Source organism: Amycolatopsis alba DSM 44262 (assembly GCF_000384215.1).
Lineage (GTDB): Bacteria > Actinomycetota > Actinomycetes > Mycobacteriales > Pseudonocardiaceae > Amycolatopsis > Amycolatopsis alba.
Genome location: NZ_KB913032.1, coordinates 413,407 through 436,652, shown reverse-complemented (window position 1 = coordinate 436,652; position 23,246 = coordinate 413,407). Strand labels below are relative to the sequence as shown.

The following is a 23,246-nucleotide window of genomic DNA, read 5'->3' as shown; positions in this document are numbered from 1 at the left end:
CGTCATGGCTGAGCAGACACTAGCGGCACCGAAGAGCAACAAGACGATCACGGCGCTACGCCGGTTCGCCATCTCGATCACCATCTTCAACATCATCGGTTACACCGTGCTCGGTTTCGAGCAGCCGTACACCTATCCGTTCATCGCGCTGGCGACGGCGTACACGACGGAGATCTTGCTGGAGATCATCGGGGCCCGCGTCCAGGGCCGCGACGTCCGCTTCCGCGGCAACGGTTTCAAGGGACTGGTGGAGTTCCTCTTCCCGGCGCACATCACCGGTCTCGCGCTCAACATGCTGACCTACGTCAACGACCAGGTGCTGGTCATGATGTTCGGCGTCGTGGTCGCCGTCGGCGCCAAGTGGGTCCTCCAGGCCCCGGTGCGGGGACGGCTCCGCCACTACATGAACCCGTCGAACTTCGGCATCACGATCATCCTGCTGGTGTTCCCATGGGCGAGCATCGCCCCGCCGTACCACTTCACCGAGCAGGTCGACTCGTGGGTCGGCTGGCTGATCGTCGGCATCATCATGATCTCGGGCACCGTGCTCAACGCGATGCTGACCCAGCGGATGTGGCTGATCGGCGCCTGGCTGATCACCTTCGCGCTCCAGGCGATCATCCGTGGCCTGGTGTTCGACACCGCGATCCCCGGCGCGCTCGGGATGATGACCGGGGTGGCGTTCGTGCTCTACACGAACTACATGGTCACCGACCCCGGCACGACGCCGTCGAAGCCCGCGTCGCAGGTCCTGTTCGGTTCGGGGGTGGCGCTGGCGTACGGATTCTTCATGATCGTGCACGTCGCCTACGGCCTGTTCCTGGCGACCGCGCTGGTCTGCCTCATCCGCGGCATGTTCCTGTGGGGTCTGCACTTCTCCAAGAAGGCCACCGAGAAGTGGGAGGCCGAGCAGGCGAAGTCGGCCGAGGTCACGACCCTGCCCAAGCCGGCCGACAAGCCGGAGACCGAGGAAACCGGGGCCGTGGCGGCATGACCTCCGGTGCGGAAACCACCCAGGGGGCGCGTCTCGCGCCCCCTGGGCCGCCGCGCCGAGCGACCTTCGGTCTGCTGAAGAAGCTCTTCACCGACCGGCTGGCGCTCATGTCGGATTCGGCGGAGGCGCACGGGGACGTCGTCCGGATCGCGATCGGTCCGAAGACGATGTACCTGGTGAACCACCCCGAGCTGGCGAAACACGTGCTCGCGGACAACGCGGCCAACTACCACAAGGGAATCGGCCTCCAGGAGGCCAGGCGGGCGCTCGGCGACGGGCTGCTCACCAGTGACGGCGAGGTCTGGAAGAAGCAGCGCCGGACCATCCAGCCGGTGTTCCAGCCCAAGCGGATCGCGCGGCAGGCCTCTGTCGTCGCGAACGAGGTCGAAGGTCTCGTGAAACGCTTGCGGGACACCGAAGGACCGGTGGAGATCCTGCACGAGATGACCGGGCTGACGCTCGGCGTGCTCGGCAAGACGCTGCTCGACGCGGACCTCGGCGGGTTCACCTCGCTGGGGCATTCGTTCGAAGCCGTGCAGGACCAGGCGATGTTCGAAGCGGTGACGCTGAGCATGGTCCCGCAGTGGGCCCCGCTGAAGAAACAACGCCGGTTCCGGGAATCGCGGGCCGATCTCCGCCGGATCGCCGAGGAACTCGTCGAGCAGCGGCTGGGGAACCCGGCCGAGGACGGCGAGGACGTGCTGTCGCGGCTCATCGCGACCGACGGGACCCGCGAGCAGATGCGGGACGAGCTGATCACCCTGCTGCTTGCCGGGCACGAGACGACGGCGAGCACCTTGGGCTGGGCGTTCCACCTGCTCGACGAACATCCCGACGTCGCGGCGAAACTGCGCGCCGAGGCCGATTCGGTGCTGGGCGACCAGTTGCCGACGCACGAGGATCTGCACCGGTTGCCGTACACGGCGCGGGTCGTCGAAGAGGTCATGCGGCTGTACCCGCCCGTATGGCTGCTGCCGCGGGTGGCGCAGGCCGACGACGAGATCGGCGGCTACCACATCCCGGCCGGATCCGACGTCGTCGTCGTGCCGTACACGCTGCACCGGCATCCGGCGTTCTGGCCGGAGCCGGAGAAGTTCGACCCGGACCGGTTCGATCCCGACCGGCCGAGCGGGCGGCCCCGGTACGCCTACATCCCGTTCGGCGCCGGGCCGCGGTTCTGCATCGGCAACAGCCTCGGCGTGATGGAGGCCGTTTTCGTGCTGACGATGGTCCTGCGTGACCTCGACCTCAGGAAGCTCCCCGGCTACGACGTGGTTCCCGAAGCGATGTTGTCGCTGCGGGTGCGCGGCGGGCTGCCGATGACCGTGCACACCAGGAACAGGAGGTAGGTTCCGTGGATTCGGAAGAACAGGTCAAGGTGTCCACTTTGGAGGCCTACGCGGACACGATCGTGCCGGGGGAGAAGCGGTTCCCCGACGACCACGCGATCGCCGGCGCCTCGCCCGGTCCGGGCGCGGTCGCGGCGGGCGCGCTCGAACTGCTGCACACCGAGGCGACCGGGGTGACCGTCGGGCTGCCGTATCTGGCGCAGTCCCTCAACGATCACGCGAAGGTCTACGCCAAGGAACATGACCTCATCCTCGACGAGGCGCTGCCGTCGTTCGTCGCGCTGTCCTTCGCGGACAGGACGGCGCTCGTGCGGTCGCTGACCGCGCCGGGGCATCCGGAGAAGGACGGCTGGGTCAGCCTGGCCCTGTTCTGCAACATGTCCTTCGACAGCGCGGCGCACAAGCACACCGCCGAAGCCATCGCCGAGGGCCACCCCGGTCTGCTGGCGATGGGCTACACCGCACCGGACGAAGACGGCCTGTGGCGGTTCCCGAAGTTCTCCTACCGCCGCGAACTGGCGCGACTCCACCCTGACACCACGCCTTCCGGGAGCCCCGCATGACTGCCTACGACAAGACCGACGTCGTCATCGTCGGCAGCGGGTTCGGCGGTTCGATCCCCGCCTACCACCTGGCGGCAGGCGGGGCGAAGGTGACCGTGCTGGAGCGCGGGCCGTGGCTGGAGGCCAAGGAGTTCGAGCACGACTACCTGCTCGGTTCGTCCTACACCAGGGCGTTCGACTTCGTCGTCGGCGACGGGATGAGCGTGCTCGGCGGGAACTGCGTCGGCGGTGGCAGCGTGGTGTACTTCGCCGCGATGCCGCGCGCACCGAAGTTCGTCTTCGAGCGCCACGGCAGCATCGGCCGCCGCATGTGGCCTTCGACGATCACGCGGGACTCGCTGGAGCCTTGGTACGACCGGGTCTCCGACTCGCTTCCGGTGTCCACACAGGACTGGAACGACGTGTCCTACGCGGGCGGGCTGTGGGGCGCGCTCTGCAACCACTCCGGCCGGACCGCCAACCCGGCGCCGGTCGCGGTGGACAACGACCGCTGCGTGAACTGCAACTTCATGATGGCCGGCTGCCGGTTCGACGCGAAACGCTCGCTGCTGACCAACTATCTCCCCGCCGCTCTCGCGCACGGCGCGCGGATCCGGCCGCTGCACGAGGTCCAGCGGATCGAGCGCATCGACGACGGCGACTACCGCGTGCACTTCAACATCATCGACGACGAGGACTACCGCGTGCAGTCCGGCAGCGGGACGATCGACGCGAAGATCGTCATCATCGCGGCCGGCGCCGGGGCGACCCCGGTGATCCTGCAGCGCTCGGAATCGGCGCTGGGCACGATGCCGCACGCCGTCGGCCGGTACTTCTCGGGCAACGGCGAGCGGCTCAACACCGCGATCATCAACGAGGAGCGCGTCCGTGAGGTGCTCGGGCTGTCCCGTGAGGACGGGAAGGTCTACGCGGCCAACCACATCGGCAAGGGCCCGACCGTGGCGAACTGGGACAAGCTCGACGGTTCGCTGCCGGAGTACGAGCGCTACTCGCTGGAGCAGCTGTACTTCCCGCCAGGGCTCGGCACGATCCTCGCGCAGGTGCCCGACGGCGACGAACCACGCTGGTTCGGGGCGCAGAAGAAGGAGATCCTCAAGCAGTGGGCCTCCTGGCTGACCATCTTCCTGATGACCGAGGACGACAACGAAGGCGTCTTCGGCGCGCCGCCGCCCACCGGCAACGCCTACCGCATCTCGCAGCAGATGCTCGGCCGCGGCGCGCTGAAGTACGACCCGACGCCGAACACCCTGCACGGCTGGTCGCTGGCCGACGCGGAGTGCAAGGAGATCCTGGAGAAGGACGGCCTGGCGAAGGTCGCGCCGTGGACCAACGACGTCGTCGGCGCGTACACCGTGCACCCGCTGGCGTCGTGCCGGATCGGTGACGACCCGGCGACCTCGGCACTGCACCCGAACCACGAACTCCGCGACCACCCCGGTATCTTCGTGACCGACAGCGCTTCCGTGCCGGGTGCGCTGACGGTGAACCCGGCGATGACGATCGCGGCGCTGGCCGAACGGTCGGTGCCGGGGATCGTGCGGGCGCTGCAGGCCCGCGGTGTCGACGTCTCGTACGGCGCTCCGGCCCCGGACGGCTCGATCACCGGGCGGCGCGCGGTCAGCAAGCTGTCGCTGGTCGCCGGGAGCTGATCATGGCGCCCGCACTGGTGCGACTGGCGCTGCGGCGGGTGTTGCGCGAAGTCCGGTACGTCCGGCCGGTTTCCTTCGGCCGGGCGACCGGGCTCGTGCGCGACGTCTACCGTCAGCTGGAACGGGATTTCGGCATGCTCGCCCCGCCGGTGGCCCTGCATTCACCTTCGCCTCCCGTGCTCGCGGCGAGCTGGGTGATGCTGCGGGAGTCACTGGTGGCGACGGGAGAGACGAGCCGGGCGGACCGGGAGGTCGTCGCTTCCCTGGTGTCGCGAGCGAATTCGTGTCCGTACTGCGTCGAGGTCCACGGGATGGCCTTGGACTCGCTCGGGCGCTCTTCGGAGGCTTCGGCGATCGTGACGGGTGAGTCCGTGGCGGATCCTCTCGCGGGGCCGTCGACTCCGGCCGCCCGCGCGGAGCTGACCGCGGTCGCGTTCGCGTTCCACTACCTCAACCGGGTGGTGAGCGTGTTCCTCGGGCCGTCGCCGCTGCCGTCATCCGTGCCGGATTCCGCACGGGAGAAGGCGAAAGCGGTGCTGGGGCGGTTCCTCCGTCCCGGCACCGGGGCCATGCCCGGCGAGTCGCTGGACCTGCTCCCGGCGGGTTCACGGGACTTCTCCTGGGCGGCGGGGAATCCGTTCGTCGAAGACGCCTTCTCGCGTGCTTCCGCGGCGTTCGGATCGCTGGCGGTTTCTTCGGCCGTGCGGGATGCGGTGAGGCGGGAACTGTCCACTTGGGACGGCTCCCCGCCGGGCCTGAGCCGGTCCTGGGTGGCTGTTTTCGACGATCCGGTCGTGCGGTTGGCTTTGGTGGTCGCGAAAGCGCCTTACCAGGTCGACGACGTTCTGGTCACCGCCGCCGGGCTGGCCGATCGGGAGCTGGTCGAGCTGGTGGGATGGGCGGCTTTCGCGGCCGCGGCTCACTGCGTTTCGCTCCTCCCGATCCGCACTTACTGAGGGATAAGGCAAGTCACCTGCTTGCGCAACAACATGAGAGAAGACTCTTCACCCTGCTCCGGGTCATGCTTGACCGGACTGCAGATGCGGACGGTTGCCGGGTTTTGGGGAACAGAACCGGGCGCCGAGGCCGGATTCCATGACTTGAGTGGTTGAGAGCTAGGGGAGTGCGGTGGCATGAGCGTTGAGCGGATTTCGATTGTCGGTATCGGTCTCCGATACCCGGACGCCGGTTCCCCGGACGAACTGTGGGAGAACGTCCTCGCCGGCCGTCGGGCGTTCCGGAGACTGCCCGACGAGCGGATGAACCGCGAGGACTACTACTCGCCCGACCCGAAGGCTCCGGACCGTTTCTACGCCCAGAAGGCCGCGGTCCTCCGCGACTACGAGTTCGACCGGATCAAGTACAAGATCGCGGGCAGCACGTTCCGCTCGACCGACACCACGCACTGGCTCGCCCTCGACGTCGCCGCGCAGGCCTTGGCGGACGCGGGCTTCCCCGAGGGTGACGGGCTGCCGCGGCCCGCCACCGGCGTGGTCATCGGCAACAGCCTCACCGGAGAGTTCTCGCGCGCCAACATCATGCGGCTGCGCTGGCCGTACGTGCGCCGCACGGTCGCGGCGGCGCTCGCCGAACGCGGCTGGGCCGAGGGCGACACCGCCGAGTTCCTCCACGACCTCGAAGCGCAGTACAAGGCGCCGTTCCCGGAGATCGACGAGGACACCCTCGCGGGCGGACTGGCGAACACGATCGCCGGCCGCGTCTGCAACTTCTTCGACTTCGGCGGCGGCGGGTTCACTGTGGACGGTGCCTGCTCGTCGTCGCTGCTTTCCGTCGTCACCGCGGCGAACGCGCTGTCCGAAGGCGACCTCGACGTGGCCATCGCGGGCGGTGTCGACTTGTCGATCGACCCGTTCGAAGTGATCGGCTTCGCGAAGACCGGCGCGCTCGCCAAACGCGAGATGAAGGTCTACGACGCCGATTCCAACGGCTTCTGGCCCGGCGAGGGCTCCGGCATGCTCGTGCTGATGCGCGAGGACGACGCGATCGCGCAGGGCAAGCGGATCTACGCCTCCATCGGCGGCTGGGGTGTCTCCTCCGACGGCAAGGGCGGCATCACGCGGCCCGAGGCGTCGGGCCACCGTCTCGCGCTGAAGCGGGCTTACGAGAAGGCCGGTTACGGCGTCGAGACCGTCTCCTACTTCGAGGGTCACGGCACCGGGACCGCGCTGGGCGACGCCACCGAGATCGAGGCGCTGTCCACCGCCCGCCGCGACGCCGACCCGCTCGCGGACCGTGCCGCGCTGAGCACGATCAAGGGCAACATCGGGCACACCAAGGCCGCCGCCGGGGTCGCCGGGCTGATCAAGGCCACCCTGGCCGTCTACCACCAGGTCATCCCGCCCGCGACCGGCCACTTCGAACCGCACGAGTCGCTGGTCGGCGACTCCGCGCGGATGTACGTCCCGGCCGAGGCCGGGCTGTGGCCCGCGGATCACCCGGTCCGCGCGGGTGTCTCCGCGATGGGCTTCGGCGGGATCAACTCGCACGTCACCGTCACCGAAGCCCCCGGTGCCGCGCGGCGCAAGGAGCTCGACGAGAAGACCAGGGCGCTGGTCGCCGGACGGCAGGACAGCGAACTGCTGCTGCTGGACGCCGCCGACGCCGCGTCGCTGCGCGGTCGGGTGACCGGGCTGCTGGAGGTCGTGCCGAAGCTTTCGTTCGCGGAGCTCGCGGACCTCGCCGGGACGCTTTCCGCGGAGCTGTCCGGGAAACCGGTCCGCGCGGCAGTCGTCGCGACGAGCCCGGAGGATGCCGAGCGCAAGCTGTCCAAGCTGCTCGACCTCCTCGGCGAGGGAGAACCGGAAGTCTTCTCCGCCACCGAGGGCATCTTCGCCGGTTCTCGCTCGACGGACCCGAAGATCGGCTTCCTGTTCCCCGGTCAGGGTTCCGGTCAGGGCACGGTCGGCGCGGTGCGCAAACGCTTCGCCAACGCCGACGACGTCTACCGCGCCGCCGGCCTTTCGACCGGCGCGGACCAGGTCGCCACCGACGTCGCGCAGCCGCGCATCGTCACCGGTTCGCTCGCCGGGCTGCGCGTCCTCAAAAGCCTCGGCATCGAGGCGAACACGGCCGCCGGGCACAGCCTCGGCGAGCTCACCGCGTTGCATTGGGGCGGCGCGCTCACCGAACGTGAAGTCCTCGAACTCGCCAAGATCCGCGGCAAGGTGATGGCGACCGCGAGCGACGGAAACGGTGCCATGGCGGGAATCGCCGCCACACCGGGGGTCGCCGAGCGGTTCGCCGAGGGGGAAGAGGTGGTCATCGCGGGCTACAACGCGCCCGAGCAGACCGTCCTTTCCGGACCGTCGGAGGCGATCGACCGGGTCGTCGCCCGTGCCCGCGCGGAGGGTTTCACCGCCACCCGCATCAACGTCTCCCACGCGTTCCACTCGCCCGCGGTCGTCCCGGCCGCCGAGGCGATGACCGACGAACTCGCCGCGTTCGACTTCGCCAGGCTCGACCGGCCCGTCGTCTCCACGGTCACCGGTGACGTCCTGCACGCCGCCGAGGACCTGCGCGATCTGCTGCGCGACCAGGTGGTCCTGCCGGTGCGGTTCCGTGAGGCGGCCGCGAAGGTCGCCGAGCGCAGCGACCTGGTGATCGAGGTCGGGCCCGGCCGGGTGCTGACCGGGCTGTTCGGCGAGATCGCGCCCGGCACGCCGGTGCTCGCGATCGACACCGACAGCCCGACACTGGCCGCGGTGCTGAGGGTCGCCGGTGCCGCGTTCGCTTTCGGCGCCCCGCTGGAGACCTCCGCGTTGTTCGCCGGGCGGGTCGTGCGGGCCCTGCCGGTGGACGGCGAGTTCTCCTTCCTCGCCAGCCCGTGTGAGGCGGCGCCGTCCATCGGCGCCGAACTGGCCCGCGACCGCGTCGCCGACCCCGCCGAAGCGACGACCGGGGAAGCCTCGGAGAGCGGTGGCAGCAGCACCCTCGACCTGCTGCGCAAACTCGCCTCCGAACGCGTCGAACTGCCGCTCGACGCGGTCACCGCCGACACGCATCCGCTCGACGACCTGCACCTTTCGTCGATCACCGTCGGCCAGCTGGTCAACGACGTGACCCGCGCGCTCGGCCGCCCCGCCTTGGAGGGCATGCCGAACTTCGCGACCGTCTGTCTCGGCGAACTCGCCGAGATGATCGACGAACTCGCGCAGACCGCCAAACCCGCCGACGGCAACCAGGCCGAGGTCGCCGGCGTCGGGCCGTGGGTCCGGCCGTTCGCGGTCGAGTACGTCGTCGCGCCGAAGCCCGCGCCCGACCTCACACCTGGCCTCGCCGCCGCCGAATGGACGGCGTTCGCCCCGGACGGCCATCCGCTGGCGGAGCCCCTGCGCGCGGCACTGGCCACCGCCGGTGTCGGCGACGGTGTCCTCCTGTGCCTGAACGAGGACAGCGACGCGGACGACGTCGGCCTGTTCCTCGAGGCGGGCCGCGCGGTGCTGGCCGCGCCCAACGGCACGCGGTTCGTCGTGGTGCAGCACGGGCTCGGCGCCTCCGGCCTGGCGAAGACGCTGCGCCTGGAGGACCCGTCGGCCCGCACCACGATCGTCGATCTCGCCGACGTCAACCCGGTCGACCCCGAGGCTGTCGGCGGTGCGGTGTCCACTGTGGTCACCGAGGTCGCGGCCACCACCGACTTCAGCGAGGTCCGCTACGACACCGCCGGTGTCCGCACGGTGCCGAAGCTCGGCGCGCTGGCGCCGTCCGAAGCCGAAGGAACCCCGCTGGGCACCGAAGACGTCCTGCTCGTCACCGGTGGCGGAAAGGGCATCACCGCGGAGAGCGCTTTGGCGCTGGCCAAGGACTCCGGCGCGAAACTGGCGCTGCTGGGCCGGAGCGATCCTGCCGACGACGCCGAACTGTCGGAGAACCTCGGGCGGATGGCGGCGGCGGGCATCACCTACCGCTACGAACGCGCCGACGTCACCGACGGCAGGCAGGTCGCCGACGCGATCGGCCGCGTCCAGGCCGAATTCGGCCCGGTCACCGCGGTGCTGCACGGCGCGGGCCGCAACGAGCCCGCCGCGCTGTTCTCCTTGACCGAGGAGAGTTTCCGCAAGACCCTCGCGCCGAAGATCGGCGGTCTCAACGCCGTCCTCGACGCCGTCGACAAGGACAAGATCAAGCTGCTGGTCACCTTCGGCAGCATCATCGGACGGGCGGGCCTGCGCGGTGAGGCGCACTACGCCACGGCCAACGACTGGATGACCGAACTGACCGTGCGCTTCGGCCGCGAACACCCGAACGCACGGGCGATCGCGCTGGAATGGTCGGTCTGGTCCGGGACCGGGATGGGCGAAAAGCTCGGTGTCGTCAGCGCTCTGATGCGCGACGGCATCACCCCCATCCCGACCGAGGAGGGCATCGAGATCCTCCGCCAGGTCGTCGGCGATCCGGCCGCCCCGTCGGTACTGGTCGTCTGCGGCCGTACCGCGGGGCTGGCCACCCTGCCGGTGGAGAAGCGCGAACTGCCGCTGACCCGCTTCGTCGACCGCGCAGTCGTGCACTATCCGGGTGTCGAGCTGATCACCGAGGCCGACCTGTCCGCGGGCAGCGACCCGTATCTGGCCGACCACCTGCTCGACGGTCAGCTGCTGTTCCCGGCGGTGATCGGCATGGAGGCGATGACCCAGGTCGCCAAGGCCGCGCTGGGCGCGGAAACCCTGCCGGCGCCGGTGTTCTCCGACGTCGAGTTCCTGCGCCCGATCATCGTCTCGCCGGGCGGGTCGACCACGATCCGGATCGCCGCGCTGGCCAGGGACGCCGAAACGGTGGACGTGGTGCTGCGCAGCGGGGAGACCGGGTTCAGTGCCGATCACTTCCGCGCCCGGTTGCGGTTCTCCCGGCCGGATCCGCTCGGCGAGACGATCGTCCGCGACGTCGCGCTGCCGCCGGTCCCGGTCGACCCGACGACCGAGCTGTACGGCACGGTCCTGTTCCAGGGCAAGCGGTTCCAGCGCGTCACCGGCTACCGGCGGGCCAGCGCACGGCACGCGGTCGCGGAGATCGCGACCGGCGCCGAGGTCGACTGGTTCGCGCCGTTCCTCCCTCAGGAACAGCTTCTGGCCGACCCCGGTACCCGCGACGCGATGATGCACGCGATCCAGTGCTGTGTCCCGGACGCGACCCTGCTGCCGCAAGGGATCGAGCGGCTGTACCTGGCCGAGCCCGGCGAGCAGGACCCGGAGTTCGTGCTCCTCGACGCCCGCGAGCGTTCGCAGGACGGCGACAGCTACGTCTACGACCTCGACGTCCGCAATCCCGACGGGAAGCTCGTCGAGCGGTGGGAAGGGCTGAAGCTGCGCGCGGTGCGCAAGCGTGACGGGGAAGGACCTTGGGTCCCGTCGATGCTCGGGTCCTATTTGGAGCGTTCGGTCGAACGGCTGCTCGGCTCGTCCCGCGCGATCGTCGTCGAACCGGATCCGCTGGGCGTTTCCGTGGAGACCACGCCGGAACGCCGGGCGCAGACGGCGCTGGCCGCCGGCCGTGCCGTCGACGGCACGCTAGAGATCCGCTACCGCCCGGACGGGAAACCGGAGGCCGACGGCGTCGAGGTGAGCGCGTCGCACAGCGCCGAGCTCACCCTGGCGATCACAGGCACCGGCCGGATCGCGTGCGACGTCGAAACGGCGATCGAACGGACACCGGAGGACTGGGCGGGCCTGCTCGGCGAGGATCTGCTTTCGGTGGGCGAACTACTCGCCGCGGACGCCCGCGAACCGCTTTCGGTCGCGCACACCCGTGTCTGGAGCGCGCTGGAATGCGTGCGCAAGACCGGCGACATGACACAGGCGCTCACCGTACACCGGGTCGACCCGGACGGCTGGGCGGTGCTTTCCCACGGCAGTGCCCGCATCGCCACCTGGGTGACGACCGTCAACGACCGGACCGATCCCGTCGTCTTCGCGGTGCTCCAGGGAGAGGAGAACTGACATGGCCGACTACTACGAGATCCTTCACACGGTCGGGTTCGAGGAGACCAACCTGGTCGGCAACGTCTACTACGTGAACTACGTGCGCTGGCAGGGCCGGTGCCGCGAGATGTTCCTGAAGGAGAAGGCACCCGCGGTGCTCGAAGAGGTCCGCCACGACCTCAAGCTGTTCACGCTCAAGGTCGACTGCGAGTTCTACGCGGAGATCACCGCGTTCGACGAGCTGTCCATCCGGCTGCGGCTGGAGGAGCTGACCCAGACCCAGATCCAGTTCACCTTCGACTACGTCCACCTCACCGACGAGGGCGAGCGGCTGGTGGCCCGCGGACGGCAGCGGATCGCGTGCATGCGCGGCCCGAACACGGCGACGGTGCCCAGCCGGGTCCCGGAACAGCTGCGTGAGGCGCTGGCCCCGTACACGGTCGATCGCAAGGGAGAGTGACGTGGGCAGCGAGGAAGAGCCCAAGCGGCCGGTGCTGAAACGCCTGCCGACCCCCGCGGCCCGGCGCCGGTTGTCCGCACAGGCCGGGCTGCGGGAGGTGATGGGCCAGTTCGCCACCGGGGTCACGGTGCTGACCGCCGGCGGCGAACGGGCCCACGGGATGACCGCCAACGCCGTCACCTCCGTGTCGCTGGAGCCGCCGATGGTGCTGTGCTGCGTTTCCCGCGCGGCGCGGATGCACGAGGCGATCGTGACGGCCGGTTCGTACGCGGTCACGGTGCTGGCTTCGGACCAGAAGGAACTGGCGAAGTACTTCGCGGATTGGCGGCGCCCCGCCGGGCTCGCGCAGTTCGATTCGGTGGACTGGACGGCGGGGCCGCAGACCGGCGCCCCGCTGCTCGACGGCGCGCTGGCGTGGCTGGAATGCGAGCTGGCGGAGGTCTACGAAGGCGGTGACCACTCGATCTTCCTCGGCAAGGTGGTCGCCTCCAGCCGCGGCACGGCGCAGGACTCGCTGGTCTTCTACAGCGGCGGCTACCACCAGATCGACGGCCGGGTACGGGCATCGGCCTAAAGGGAGAGGAAACTGTCATGACCGTCAACGAATCCGCCACGCCCGCCCCGGCTCTTTCGCCGGAGCGGCCGCCGGTGGTCACCACGATGCCCCGGCTCGGACGGGGGGTGTGCTGGCGCGACATCGTGCGCGAGATCGAGATGGACGAGCTCGAGCGCGAGGCCCGGCTGAAGGAGGCGGCGTGACCCTGCAGGGTGATCCGGGCGCCCAGCGCACGGAGGAGTCCGAGGTGGTGCCGCTGCCGGAAGACCGGCTGCGGCGCCCCCGGCTCCCGCGGGCGACCGACGGGCAGGTGATCCCGCTCGCCCGCGGCGCGGAACCGGTGCACCCGCCGGAGCCGACGATGCCGTTGCTGCGCACGCAGCGCGACGAACTGCGCGAGCACATCGTCGACGGACGGCTCGACGGCGTCCGGCGGCAGCACTCACTGGGCAAGCACACCGCTCGCGAGCGGCTGGATCTGTTGCTGGACCCCGATTCCTTCACCGAGGTCGAGCTGTACCGGCGGCATCAGGCGAGCGGGCTCGGGCTGGCGGAGAACCGGCCGTACACCGACGGCGTCGTCGCTGGCTCGGGCACCATCGACGGACGGCGCGTGTTCGTCTACGCGCAGGACTTCACCGTCTTCGGCGGTTCGCTCGGCGAGGCGCACGCGGCGAAGATCCACAAGGTGATGGACCTGGCCATCGCCACCGGGTCCCCGCTGATCGGGCTCAACGACAGCGGGGGAGCGCGGATCCAGGAAGGGGTCATGGCGCTCAACGGCTACGGCGGCATCTTCCGCCGCCAGGTCGAGGCGTCCGGCGTCATCCCGCAGATCAGCGTGGTGCTGGGGCCGTGCGCGGGCGGGGCGGCGTATTCGCCCGCGCTCGCGGACTTCGTCTTCATGGTGCGCGACACCGCCCGCATGTACCTGACCGGGCCGGACGTCGTCGAGACCGTGACCGGGGAACGGGTCAGCCACGACGAACTGGGCGGGGCGGACGTGCACGGCGCGTCGTCCGGGGTGGCGACCGTGGTGCACGACGACGAGGAGAGCTGCCTCGCCGACGTCCGCTACCTGGTCTCGCTGCTGCCGTCGAACTACCTGGAGCCCGCGCCGCGCGAGCCGTCGCAGGACGCGGGCAAGGACCGGCGGCCCCGGTTCGCGGACCTCGTCCCGGTGGAGCCGAACAAGCCGTACGACATGCGGGACGTGTTCGCGGAACTGGCCGACGACGGCGAGTTCTTCGAGCTGCACGAACGCTGGGCGCAGAACGTGCTGTGCGCGCTCGCGCGGATCGACGGGCGCGTGGTCGGCCTGGTCGGCAACCAGCCGGTGGTGTTCGCCGGCGTGCTCGACGGTCCCGCCTCGCAGAAGGCGGCGCGGTTCGTGCGGTTCTGCGACGCGTTCAGCATCCCGCTGGTGACGCTGGTGGACGTCCCCGGCTTCCTGCCGGGGGTCGAGCAGGAGCATTCGGGGATCATCCGGCACGGGGCGCAGCTGCTGCACGCCTACTGCGAGGCGACCGTGCCGCGGATCCAGGTCATCCTGCGCAAGGCCTACGGCGGCGCGTACATCGTGATGGATTCGCGGTCCATCGGGACGGATCTGTCCCTGGCGTGGCCGACCAACCAGATCGCCGTGATGGGCGCCGAGGGCGCGGTCAACGTGCTGTTCCGCAAGGACCTCGCGGCCGCTTCGGATCCGGACGCGTTGCGCGCGCATCTGGTCGCCGAGTACACCGAGGAGTTCATGAACCCCCAGTACTCGGCCGAACGCGGGCTCGTCGACGACATCATCGACCCCGCGGACACCCGCTCGGCCGTCGCCAGGGCGCTGGACATGCTGCAGGACAAGCGAAAGGCGGCGCCGCAGCGCAAGCACGGCAACCACCCGATCTGAACGGGGGAACCATGTCACCGTCCGGACAGGACAGTGCGCCGCTCTTCCGGGTCCTGCGGGGGGACCCGGAAGACGCCGAACTGGCGGCGCTCGTCGCCGTCCTCACCGCGCTCGCCTCGGCCGCGCCGCCCGCCGCGCCCGCGCGTTCCACCTGGTCGCCCCTAGCTTCGGCGACCTGGCGTACCTCCACCCTGCGCTGATGCCGGTCCCAAGTCCGTGAAGGCCTCCTTGAGGGACTCAGAGTCCCTCAAGGAGGCCTTCACGGACTTGTCGTGCGGTGCGGTCACGGGCGGTCCCGTTGCTCGGGGACGGCGGGGTCGGGCCACGTCAGGCCCAGCAGGTCGACGTCGAGTTCGTCGTCGGCGTAGAGCTCGTACGGGTCGAGGCGTTCGGTCATGGCGCGCTCCTTGTGTTCCGGGGTATCACAAGGGCACTACCGGGACCCCCGCACCGGCGACTTGTCTTTTGCTCATCGGGCTCTTCAGCCGTCCTCGATCGCACCACCATCGGCTTCCGATCGGACGGGTCCATCCTTGGTTGTCAAGTGAGCTCTTCATCGAAGGCCGGGAGGAACGTCATGACGGCACAGGTGCGAATTTGGGTCGTGACCGATGATTTCGGCCCGCGCGGGATCGACGAGGCCGACGCCGCCGCGTTCGTCCCGGAGCCGAGGCAGTCTGCCGAAAACGACTTCCCGGCCGACCACATCGTCCTCGGCTACAACTAGCGGACATGGGCCGCGACCAGCGAAGACAGCACGGACAAAGAAGACCACCGGGTATCACGCGCGGGAGAATCAAGATCCCCCGCGACCCGGCGAGACCTCGAGGAGGCCTTCGGATGGCTATGCGCCTCCAGCTCACGTCGGGTTTGCAGGTGCTGGAAGAATGGGCGATCAACGCCCCGCAGGCCGAACGCAATGTTATCTACGAAGCGCTTTTCGCGGTAGCCGACGGATCCGCTTTTCTCATCTACGACATTTTCGGAGACGGCCGGGATCCGCATCAGTTCATCATTCTGGTGAAACACGACCTGGTTATCAGGATAGCGCTGAGACGCTCCGATTCCTCGTTCGAGATCGTCTACATCGGCGCGCTGGAGCACGGTACGCCCGCCGCGGTGTGGGCCGAGGACTCCGACGGCTCCTGAACTGCCGGGTGAGGCCGAAGGAACCAGGCTTCGTGCCGCCGAACGGACCAGTGACGTGACTTGTACCGGCGCCCTTTCGCACCAAGGGACCATGCGTTCCTCATCTTGACACCGTCCGCTTCGGCGTGAAATTCTTCCGGTGTTTGCGGATAGCGGAATAGCGCCGGTTCGGAATTGCGTTTATCGAGGTCTGGAGGCATGAAAGATGTCGTCACCTGAATTCCCTGGATTGGACGTTTCCACACGGGTACGCGCACGTGACATCCAGATGGCCGGGGTGGCCGACGTCCGCCGCCGGGTGCTGATGATCTCCGGCGCGATCGACACCACCGAGCACGACGTCTCGGTCAGCGTCAACCTGCCGGAACCGGGTCGCTGGCAGGTGATCAAGTCCGAGACCAACCTGACCGACAAGACCTGGGTCGCGATGCAGGTCGTCACCGACGAGGACTCGACCTTCGTCGACGACGCCGAGACCCTGGTGCTTTCCCGCCAGTTCTCCAAGTCCTTCATGACGCCGGATCAGCGCCGTCTCACCTTCTACGACGGCGAAGTCCGGCCCGGCGAGGCCGTGCTGAAGGTGTACTCGCTGGACGCGGGCGGGCGGAAGCCGACCTACTCGTACTCCCGCTACAGTCCTATCGCGACCGACACCGCCGAGCAGTCCCAGCAGACCTTGGACGAACTGATCAGCAACGGGATGAAGCAGCGCCCCGTGATCGAGCTGATCGTCCCGGTGACCGTGATCGGCTGAGTCACCGGTGATCACCTTCGTCCCGGAACCCCGGCTGCTCGAATCACCGCGCGGACGGGACTGGCCGGTGCTGCCGTCCACCCCGGCCGCCGTCGCGCCCGAACCGCCGTCCGGTGCCGACGTGGTCATCGTCGGGGCGGGCCCGGCTGGGCTCGCGGTCGCTTCCGCGTTGTGGCACCACGGTGTCCGCGACATCGTCGTCGTCGACCGCGACGGCCGTCCCTGCGGCCGGTTCTTCGACCGCGTCGACCTGCTCGGCCAGCGCGTGCTGAGGTCGCCGTACGAACACCACCCCGGCGTCGAGGGTTACCGGGACTGCGAGCTGCTGGACTTCGCCCGGCTGCACTGGTCGGTGCTGACCCCGGTGGAACGCCGCGAGATCCGGATGGCGCAGGCCGGGCACCGCTCGGTCGTCCCCGTCGACGTCTTCGAGGCCTACTGCCGTCATCTCGCCGCGAGCCACCACGTCACCGAACGGACCTGGCGCGGTTCGGTCCGCGAGGTGCTGCCGACCTCGGACGCGGTCACCGTGCGCGCCGACAGGTTTTCCGTCACCGCCCGGCACGCGGTGCTGTGCCTCGGCGAGGAACGCCGGTCCGCCCCGGACACCTGGTGGGGCGGCGGCTATCCGCCGCGCGGCGTGAGCTACTGGGACGAACCCGTGCCCGAAAGCGGGAAACGGCTCGCTGTCGTCGGCGCCGGCCTCACCGCCGCGCACCTGATCTCCACCGGGCTCGCCCAGGGGCGTGAAGTGCACTGGGTGGTCCGCGAAGCAGGCGAGCGCTACCAGTGCGCCGACGTCAACTCGTCGTTCTTCCGCCCGGAAGGCCGTGCCCGCTTCGACGGCGTGAGCTGGTCCGACAGGCTCGAATTGATGGGCCGTTTCCGGCGCGCGTCGATCATGTTCGAGTTCCGGCCGCTGCTCGAGGCGGCTGAAGCCGAAGGGCGGCTGGTCGTGCATCGCGGAAAGGCGATCACGAAGGTGACCCCCGGTGTCAGCCTCCAGCTTGAAGACGGTTCGCGCGTTTCGGTGGATTACGCGGTCCTGGCGCTCGGCACCACGCCGTCGATCGGGGACGGCCTGATGCCCGACGACGCCGTCCTCGAACGCGGCGGCTGGCCACAGCTGGACGAGCGCACCTTCGCCTACGTTGGCGCGCCGCGGGTCTTCGCCGTCGGCGCGGCCGCGGGGATGGCGCTTGGCCCGGCCGCCCGCAACATCGACGGTCACCGCGTCGCCACCGCGCGGGTCGCGGCCGCGGTTGCCGAGAACCTGCGCCGGGACGCCCCGCTGCGGACGGCCGCGAAGGACGTCGCCCGTGTCTGAGCCCTACGACTCCCGGTTCACCCTGCCCTCGATCGACGACGCCCCGTCGACCGAAGCGGGGGTGATCCTGATGGGCCTGGACGCCGAACGGCTGCTCGCCGGCGTCGGCCTCGCGCGGCTCGCGGACGAGCCAGGACTGGTCGCCCTCGCCGTGGACCAGGCCCGGCACGACGCGCTCGACCTTCGCACCGACGCGCTGGTCGAAGCCGGGATCCTCCGCTGGCGCGCGGTCCGCCCGCTGATCGAAGCAGGTCCGGAGATGACGGCGGCCGGTTCCCTGCGCAGAGAATGGGAACACACCACCGCGCGGGTCACCGCCACGGTTTCCGGGCTGGGACCGGCGTCGGTGGCCTGCCTCGCGGCCTGCTGGCTGCGGCGCGATGACGTCGACGCCATGGCCAAGTTCGCCGAACACGGGCGGGCGCCGGAAAAGGGGAGCGGTACACACGATGTCCTATCTCGGGTCTTTGCCGACTGACGCCACCTTGCTGCAGGTGTTCCGGAAGTTCCCCGCGCCCGCGTCGAAACTGCTGGACTTCCACGAACTGATCATGCGGGCGCCGTCGGCGTTCGACGCGGGGGAGCGGGAGCTGATCGCGGCCTACGTCTCCGGCGTCAACGATTGCGCTTACTGTCACGGTGTCCACACCGTCACCGCGGAGGCTTTCGGTGTGCCGGAAGGACTTCTGACTGCCGCGCTGACCGATCTCGACTCTTCGCCCGTGGAAGCCCGGATGAAGCCCGTGCTGGCCTACGTGGGCAAGCTGACGCGCACGCCGTCGCAGGTGACCGAGGAGGACGCCGAAGCCGTCTTCGCGGCGGGCTGGGACGAAGCCGCGCTGCACGACGCCGTCCTCGTGTGCGCCTTGTTCAACTTCATGAACCGGATGGTCGAGGGTCTCGGGATCCGCGCCGACGCCGCTTACGCGAAGACTTCGGGCGTGCGGCTGAAGGAGGGCGGGTACGCCGGGCTGGCCGGCCTGCTCGCGGAGTGACTACGCCATCCGTGTCATGAACACGGTCAAGTGACCACAAGCGGTCACCATGCCCCGATGGCTTCGGTTGACCACTTTCAGTAGTCGAAAACAGCCTCGGTTACTCCATCCGACGGTCATGATCGCGGAAGTGGAGCAGTCGCGCGAACCTTCTGGCGTAGGCGAAAAGCACATCCTCGCGATGATGCCTGGCACTGGCCGCGCACCGGCCTCGGGAAGCACGATTTCCTCATCGAAGGAAACAGCCGAAACGCCTGGGAGTCATTCGATGAAGAACGCTGTGACCGACAACGTCCGCTCGCTCTTCGCCGTCAAGGGAATCGACACCGATTCCGCCCGGAACCAGGTCGACCTGGTGATCGACCGCTTCGACCACTGGACCAACCAGCCGAGGGGCGAGGTCTTCAACTGCTTCACCGGCGCTTGTTGCACCGCTCCGCCCCTGGCCGAGGCGAGCTGAGCCGCACCTTCACCGGCCGTCTCCCGCGCACCCGACGCGGAAGGCGGCCGGTTCGCGTACGCCTTCGGCGACGGAAAGTCACCGACCGACTGCGGAATCCGTAGCCGTTGAACCCTTTTGCCCTAGCGCAGCCGAAGTGGACCAAGCCGACTCACCACCCGAACGGTGGAACGCGTTCCGTCCGGGCGTGTTTATGTTGGGCCCACGGGGGTGTGCGTGAAGGGGCGGCGCGATGGTGATCCGGGTTCTCGTGGCCGAAGACATGCATATCGTCAGGGGAGCGCTCGTCGCGCTGCTGCGGCTGGAACCGGATATCGAGGTGGTGTCCGAAGTGGCGTCCGGTGACGAGATCCTCACCGCCGCAAGGACTTCCCGGACCCAGGTCGCGGTCATCGACATCGACCTCCCCGGCAAGGACGGGCTCACCGCGGCCACCGAACTCCACGAGCAGCTTCCCGAGGTCAGAACGCTGATCTTGACCAGCCTCGGCAGGCCCGGCACGCTCCGCCGGGCCCTGGCGGCCAAAGTGAACGGGTTCCTGTTGAAGGACGCCCCCGCGGAGAAACTCGCCAACGCCGTGCGCGGCGTCGCGGCCGGACGGCGGATGGTCGACGGCGATCTCGCGCTCGCGGCCTGGGACACCGTGGAATGCCCGCTGACCCCGCGTGAGATCGACGTCCTGCGGCTGACCGCGGAAGGACGCGACACCCTGGAGGTCGCGGCGAAGGCCTTTCTCTCCACCGGAACCGTGCGCAACTACCTGACCACGATCGTTTCGAAGCTCAACGCGCGCAACCGGGTCGACGCCATCCGCATCGCGAAGGAATCCGGCTGGATCTAGGCGGGCCTAGACGGGCACGACCGCGCGCAGCCGGAACCGCCCGTCGGCCTCGACCCCCGCGGTCAGTTCGCCGCCGAGCCCGGCGACCCGGTCGGACATGTTCGTGATGCCACTGCCCGCGGCCTCGACCCGCACCGGCCGCTCCGGTGGCCGCCCGTTTTCGACGCCGTCGTTGACGATGTCCAGCGCGACGCCGTCGCCGGTCCGCCGAACGGCGATCTCACAGCGTTCGACCTTGCTGTGCCGCAACACATTCGTCACGCCTTCGCGCAGCACCACGGCCAGCACCGTCCGCACCGTCGCCGGCAGCTCCTCGTGCTCGATCTCCAGTCGCACCTGGACGTCGGCGGCCACCAGCACCGCCTGCGCCGACCGGGACTCCTGATCCAGCGACAGTTCGCGGTAGCCGCTCGCCACCGAGCGGACGTCGGTCAGCGCCTGCCGGGTCAACCCGAGGATCTCCAGCAGCTCGTCGGAGGCACGCGTGGTGTCGATGTCCATGATCCGGCTGGTCAGCTCACTCTTGAGCGCGATCGCCGACAGGCTCATCCCCAGCAGGTCGTGCAGGTCGCGGGCGAACCGCAGCCGCTCCTCCGCGACCGCGACCTCGGCGAGGCGCTTCCTGGTCTCGCCCAGTTCGGTCACCAGCCGGACCAGCCAGATGAGACCGAAGACCATCAGCCCGGTGTTCAGGATGGACGCGAAAGTGTAGAAGCCGCCGAGGAAGTCGGTGCCGTACTCGATCCGGATCAGCACCACGCCCGCGGCGGTCGCCGCGAACGCCGTCCATCCCGCCAGCGGCGGCAGCACCAGCAGCGCGGTGCCAGCGAACAGGCTGGGCAGGCTCACCCAGGTGGTCCCGAGCGGGATCAGCGGCAGGAAGATCAGACAGGCCTGGACGAACAGCAGCGCGTAGCTCTGCCGTGAGCGAAGCCGGACGTTCGGCCGGGCGAAGTAGGACAGTTGCAGGGTGATCAGCGCGGTGAGGTACCCGGCGATGAGCGCGATGGACCAGCCGTCTTCGGTCAGCATGAAGGCCCGCGCCATCGCGGAGAGACCGAAAAGGATGAAGACCACGGTCAGCGTCCATTGGACGTTCCTGGCGTCGATCCTCGACCAGTGGCCGGACGTCTGGGCCAGCGCCGTCTCGGTGGGTTCGACCTGGTCGGGCACGGGAAGTTCGGCGCGCAGCCGCCACCGGCCCGCCGCGTCGGGGCCCGCGCTCAGCTTCCCGCCGTGCCCGGCGACCTCCTCGGTCACCGCGCGCAGGCTCTCGGCGGTCTCCGCCGGGACGTCCTCGTGGGCCGTTCCGTCGTGGACGATTTCCAGCGCGACCCGGCCCGCGTTCTCTCGCACGGTGATCTCGCACTGCTCGACGCCGGTGTAGCGGAGCACGTTCGTGACGCCCTCCCGCAGCACCTTCGCCAGCAGGGTGCGCAGCTTCACCGGCAGCTCGACCTCCGCGAGGTCGAGCCGCACCGCGACGTTCGACGCCGAGAGCAGCGAAACCGCCGTCCGGGACTCCTTGTCGAGCGACAGCTCCCGGTACCCCCTGGCCACCGACCGCACGTCGGACAGGGTCCGCTGGGCGATCCCGGTGATCTCGGCGAGTTCCTCGCGCGCCCGGTCCAGCGACTTGCGCAGCAGCCGGTGCACCAGTTCGCCCTTGAGCGCGATCGCGGAGAGGCTGAGCCCGAGCAGGTCGTGCAGGTCCCTCGCGAAGGCCAGCCGCTGCTCGGCCACGGCCCGCCTCGCCAGTTCGGTCCTGGCCTGGTGCAGTTCGGTCACCAGCCGGGCGAGCCAGGTCAGCAGGTACACGACCAGCGCGTAGAAGACCGCGGTGATGCTGTCGAACACCGCGCCGAGCCAGGTGTCGTCGAAGGTCCACAGGATCCACGTCGTGCCCGCCATGAACACGGTGAACACCGTCCAGCCCGTCCGCGGCCGGAACAGCAGCAGCGCGCTGCCCGCCGCGAGGGTGGTCAGCGAACTCAGCGCCGCCTCGAAGTGCAGCGTCGGCAGGTAGGCCAGGCACGCCTGGACCACCAGCATGGCTTTCGCGAGCCTGGTGTCCAGCCGGACCGCCGGACGGCTGAAGTACAGCAGCTGGATCGCCAGCACGGGCCCGACGTAGAGCACCGCCAGCAGGCCCTGCCAGAAGTCCACGCCAGGCCGCGTCAGCACGGCGAGGAGACCGAACAGGCAGGAGTTGACGAAGACGACGGTGATGATCAGCCCGGCGAGGAACAGCGCCCGTCGGGGGCGCCGGTCGATCCCGGCGGTCCCCAGAGGTTCGGCGGTCACCGCGAGCTGTTCCGGCACAGGCACCCCAGTGGTAACAGGAGACGTCATCTTCGTTGTGCTTCGCCCTCGCGACGGCCGAGGCCGGGCGCCGCACGACCTTCCATCGCGGTGTATTCGGATCCTAACCCATGCTCGTTACCCCGGTGATCCTTCCGGGTAAGGGAGAATGACGAACAGGGAGACGTTTTCCCCGCCGGGGACAGGGAAAATCCCGGCGGTCGGTGGCACGGGTGTGGGTCGTTCGGACCCTGCGGACGATCTCGGAACACGCCACGATGGAAGACGTGCGCCGTCCCTTGGTTCCATTATGTACACCGCGTACGCCACGCGGGGTGGGCTCTCACGGCGGGCCGGGGCCGGTGGGCCTAAGCTCGGCGCATGGCCAGGTATTTCGACGTACATCCGGAGAATCCGCAACGACGCGCGATCGGACAGGTCGTCGACATCCTGCGCGAAGACGGGCTGATCGCCTACCCGACGGACTCCTGCTTCGCCCTCGGCTGCCAGCTGGGGAACAAGGACGGCATCGACCGCATCCGGAGCATCCGCAAACTGGACGACCGCCACCATTTCACCCTGGTGTGCCAGGACTTCGCCCAGCTTGGCCAGTTCGTGCACGTGGACAACGCGGTCTTCCGCGCGATCAAGGCGTCCACACCGGGCAGTTACACGTTCATCCTCCCGGCCACGAAGGAGGTTCCGCGCCGTCTGATGCACGCCAAGAAGAAGACCGTCGGCGTGCGCATCCCGGACCACGTGGTCACCCAGGCGCTACTGGGCGAACTCGGCGAACCGCTCCTGTCGAGCACGCTGCTGCTGCCCGACCAGGAGGAGCCGATGACCCAGGGCTGGGACATCAAGGAGCGGCTGGAACACGTGGTGGACGCGGTGATCGACTCCGGCGAGTGTGGGGTCGAGCCCACCACGGTGATCGACTTCTCGTCGGGCGAGCCGGAGATCGTGCGCCACGGCGCCGGCGACCCTTCGCGCTTCGAATAGACACCGCG

21 protein-coding genes are annotated in these 23,246 nt (G+C 69.2%); 20 read left to right on the top strand and 1 reads right to left on the bottom strand.

All coding sequences use genetic code 11. From position 1 onward, the window contains the following. The first annotated feature begins 4 nt into the window (after positions 1 to 4). From AMYAL_RS0101930 to AMYAL_RS0101835, 19 genes are all read left to right on the top strand, one after another. Positions 5 to 994 carry a hypothetical protein gene (locus AMYAL_RS0101930; protein ID WP_026466660.1) on the top strand — a complete coding sequence of 330 codons (990 nt, stop codon included), beginning with the start codon at positions 5 to 7 and terminating at the stop codon, positions 992 to 994. Further along, entirely contained in the window at positions 991 to 2,343 is a 1,353-nt protein-coding gene (locus tag AMYAL_RS0101925; RefSeq protein ID WP_020629611.1) for a cytochrome P450, read from the top strand. The genes AMYAL_RS0101930 and AMYAL_RS0101925 overlap by 4 nt, the downstream gene beginning before the upstream one ends. A 5-nt stretch (positions 2,344 to 2,348) precedes the next feature. Continuing rightward, positions 2,349 to 2,906, top strand: a complete 558-nt coding sequence (locus tag AMYAL_RS0101920) for a DUF5987 family protein (RefSeq protein WP_020629610.1) — start codon at positions 2,349 to 2,351, stop codon at positions 2,904 to 2,906. Continuing rightward, positions 2,903 to 4,555 carry a GMC family oxidoreductase N-terminal domain-containing protein gene (locus AMYAL_RS0101915; protein ID WP_020629609.1) on the top strand — a complete coding sequence of 551 codons (1,653 nt, stop codon included), beginning with the start codon at positions 2,903 to 2,905 and terminating at the stop codon, positions 4,553 to 4,555. Before AMYAL_RS0101920 ends, AMYAL_RS0101915 begins: the two co-directional genes overlap by 4 nt. Before the next feature lie 2 nt (positions 4,556 to 4,557). After that, the gene (locus AMYAL_RS0101910; RefSeq protein WP_020629608.1) at positions 4,558 to 5,511 is read left to right on the top strand and encodes a carboxymuconolactone decarboxylase family protein; all 954 of its coding nucleotides are present in this window, start codon (positions 4,558 to 4,560) and stop codon (positions 5,509 to 5,511) included. A 177-nt stretch (positions 5,512 to 5,688) separates the two neighbouring features. Continuing rightward, positions 5,689 to 11,508 carry a type I polyketide synthase gene (locus AMYAL_RS0101905; protein WP_020629607.1) on the top strand — a complete coding sequence of 1,940 codons (5,820 nt, stop codon included), beginning with the start codon at positions 5,689 to 5,691 and terminating at the stop codon, positions 11,506 to 11,508. 1 nt (position 11,509) lies between these two features. Then, positions 11,510 to 11,950 (top strand): acyl-CoA thioesterase, encoded by a 441-nt coding sequence (locus tag AMYAL_RS0101900; protein WP_020629606.1) that lies wholly within the window; start codon positions 11,510 to 11,512, stop codon positions 11,948 to 11,950. Between the two features lies 1 nt (position 11,951). Next, a complete protein-coding gene (locus AMYAL_RS0101895) occupies positions 11,952 to 12,524 on the top strand; it encodes a flavin reductase family protein (protein ID WP_020629605.1) in 573 nt (190 codons plus the stop codon). 17 nt (positions 12,525 to 12,541) lie between these two features. Then, on the top strand, positions 12,542 to 12,709 hold the full coding sequence (locus AMYAL_RS49785) for a DUF6222 family protein (protein WP_020629604.1): 168 nt from the start codon (positions 12,542 to 12,544) through the stop codon (positions 12,707 to 12,709). Positions 12,710 to 12,867: 158 nt separating this feature from the next. Then, positions 12,868 to 14,409, top strand: coding sequence for an acyl-CoA carboxylase subunit beta (locus AMYAL_RS0101885; RefSeq protein ID WP_425332234.1), 1,542 nt, complete (start codon positions 12,868 to 12,870; stop codon positions 14,407 to 14,409). 11 nt (positions 14,410 to 14,420) lie between these two features. After that, a complete protein-coding gene (locus AMYAL_RS0101880; RefSeq protein WP_020629602.1) occupies positions 14,421 to 14,609 on the top strand; it encodes an acyl-CoA carboxylase subunit epsilon in 189 nt (62 codons plus the stop codon). Between the two features lie 404 nt (positions 14,610 to 15,013). Further along, positions 15,014 to 15,136 (top strand): hypothetical protein, encoded by a 123-nt coding sequence (locus AMYAL_RS50770; RefSeq protein WP_280632798.1) that lies wholly within the window; start codon positions 15,014 to 15,016, stop codon positions 15,134 to 15,136. Positions 15,137 to 15,249: 113 nt separating this feature from the next. Beyond that, entirely contained in the window at positions 15,250 to 15,558 is a 309-nt protein-coding gene (locus tag AMYAL_RS0101865; RefSeq protein ID WP_026466659.1) for a DUF6235 family protein, read from the top strand. 268 nt (positions 15,559 to 15,826) lie between these two features. Continuing rightward, positions 15,827 to 16,312: a DUF6423 family protein gene (locus tag AMYAL_RS0101860; RefSeq protein WP_020629598.1), complete on the top strand. Its 486-nt coding sequence runs from the start codon at positions 15,827 to 15,829 to the stop codon at positions 16,310 to 16,312. A gap of 7 nt (positions 16,313 to 16,319) precedes the next feature. Then, complete coding sequence (locus tag AMYAL_RS0101855) at positions 16,320 to 17,639, top strand: FAD-dependent oxidoreductase (protein ID WP_020629597.1); 1,320 nt, start codon at positions 16,320 to 16,322, stop codon at positions 17,637 to 17,639. Then, a complete protein-coding gene (locus AMYAL_RS0101850; protein ID WP_020629596.1) occupies positions 17,632 to 18,117 on the top strand; it encodes a DUF6187 family protein in 486 nt (161 codons plus the stop codon). The genes AMYAL_RS0101855 and AMYAL_RS0101850 overlap by 8 nt, the downstream gene beginning before the upstream one ends. Continuing rightward, positions 18,089 to 18,634, top strand: coding sequence for a carboxymuconolactone decarboxylase family protein (locus AMYAL_RS0101845; RefSeq protein ID WP_020629595.1), 546 nt, complete (start codon positions 18,089 to 18,091; stop codon positions 18,632 to 18,634). The genes AMYAL_RS0101850 and AMYAL_RS0101845 overlap by 29 nt, the downstream gene beginning before the upstream one ends. 268 nt (positions 18,635 to 18,902) lie before the next feature. Beyond that, complete coding sequence (locus tag AMYAL_RS0101840; RefSeq protein WP_020629594.1) at positions 18,903 to 19,094, top strand: hypothetical protein; 192 nt, start codon at positions 18,903 to 18,905, stop codon at positions 19,092 to 19,094. Between the two features lie 235 nt (positions 19,095 to 19,329). Next, the gene (locus tag AMYAL_RS0101835; RefSeq protein WP_026466658.1) at positions 19,330 to 19,935 is read left to right on the top strand and encodes a response regulator transcription factor; all 606 of its coding nucleotides are present in this window, start codon (positions 19,330 to 19,332) and stop codon (positions 19,933 to 19,935) included. Between the two features lie 6 nt (positions 19,936 to 19,941). On the opposite strand, the gene AMYAL_RS0101830 is transcribed toward AMYAL_RS0101835, so the two are convergent. Next, positions 19,942 to 22,287 carry a sensor histidine kinase gene (locus tag AMYAL_RS0101830; RefSeq protein ID WP_039793762.1) on the bottom strand — a complete coding sequence of 782 codons (2,346 nt, stop codon included), beginning with the start codon at positions 22,285 to 22,287 and terminating at the stop codon, positions 19,942 to 19,944. Between the two features lie 330 nt (positions 22,288 to 22,617). Between AMYAL_RS0101830 and AMYAL_RS0101825 the strand changes: the two genes are divergently transcribed. Further along, on the top strand, positions 22,618 to 23,238 hold the full coding sequence (locus tag AMYAL_RS0101825; protein ID WP_020629591.1) for an L-threonylcarbamoyladenylate synthase: 621 nt from the start codon (positions 22,618 to 22,620) through the stop codon (positions 23,236 to 23,238). Positions 23,239 to 23,246: the final 8 nt, after the last annotated feature.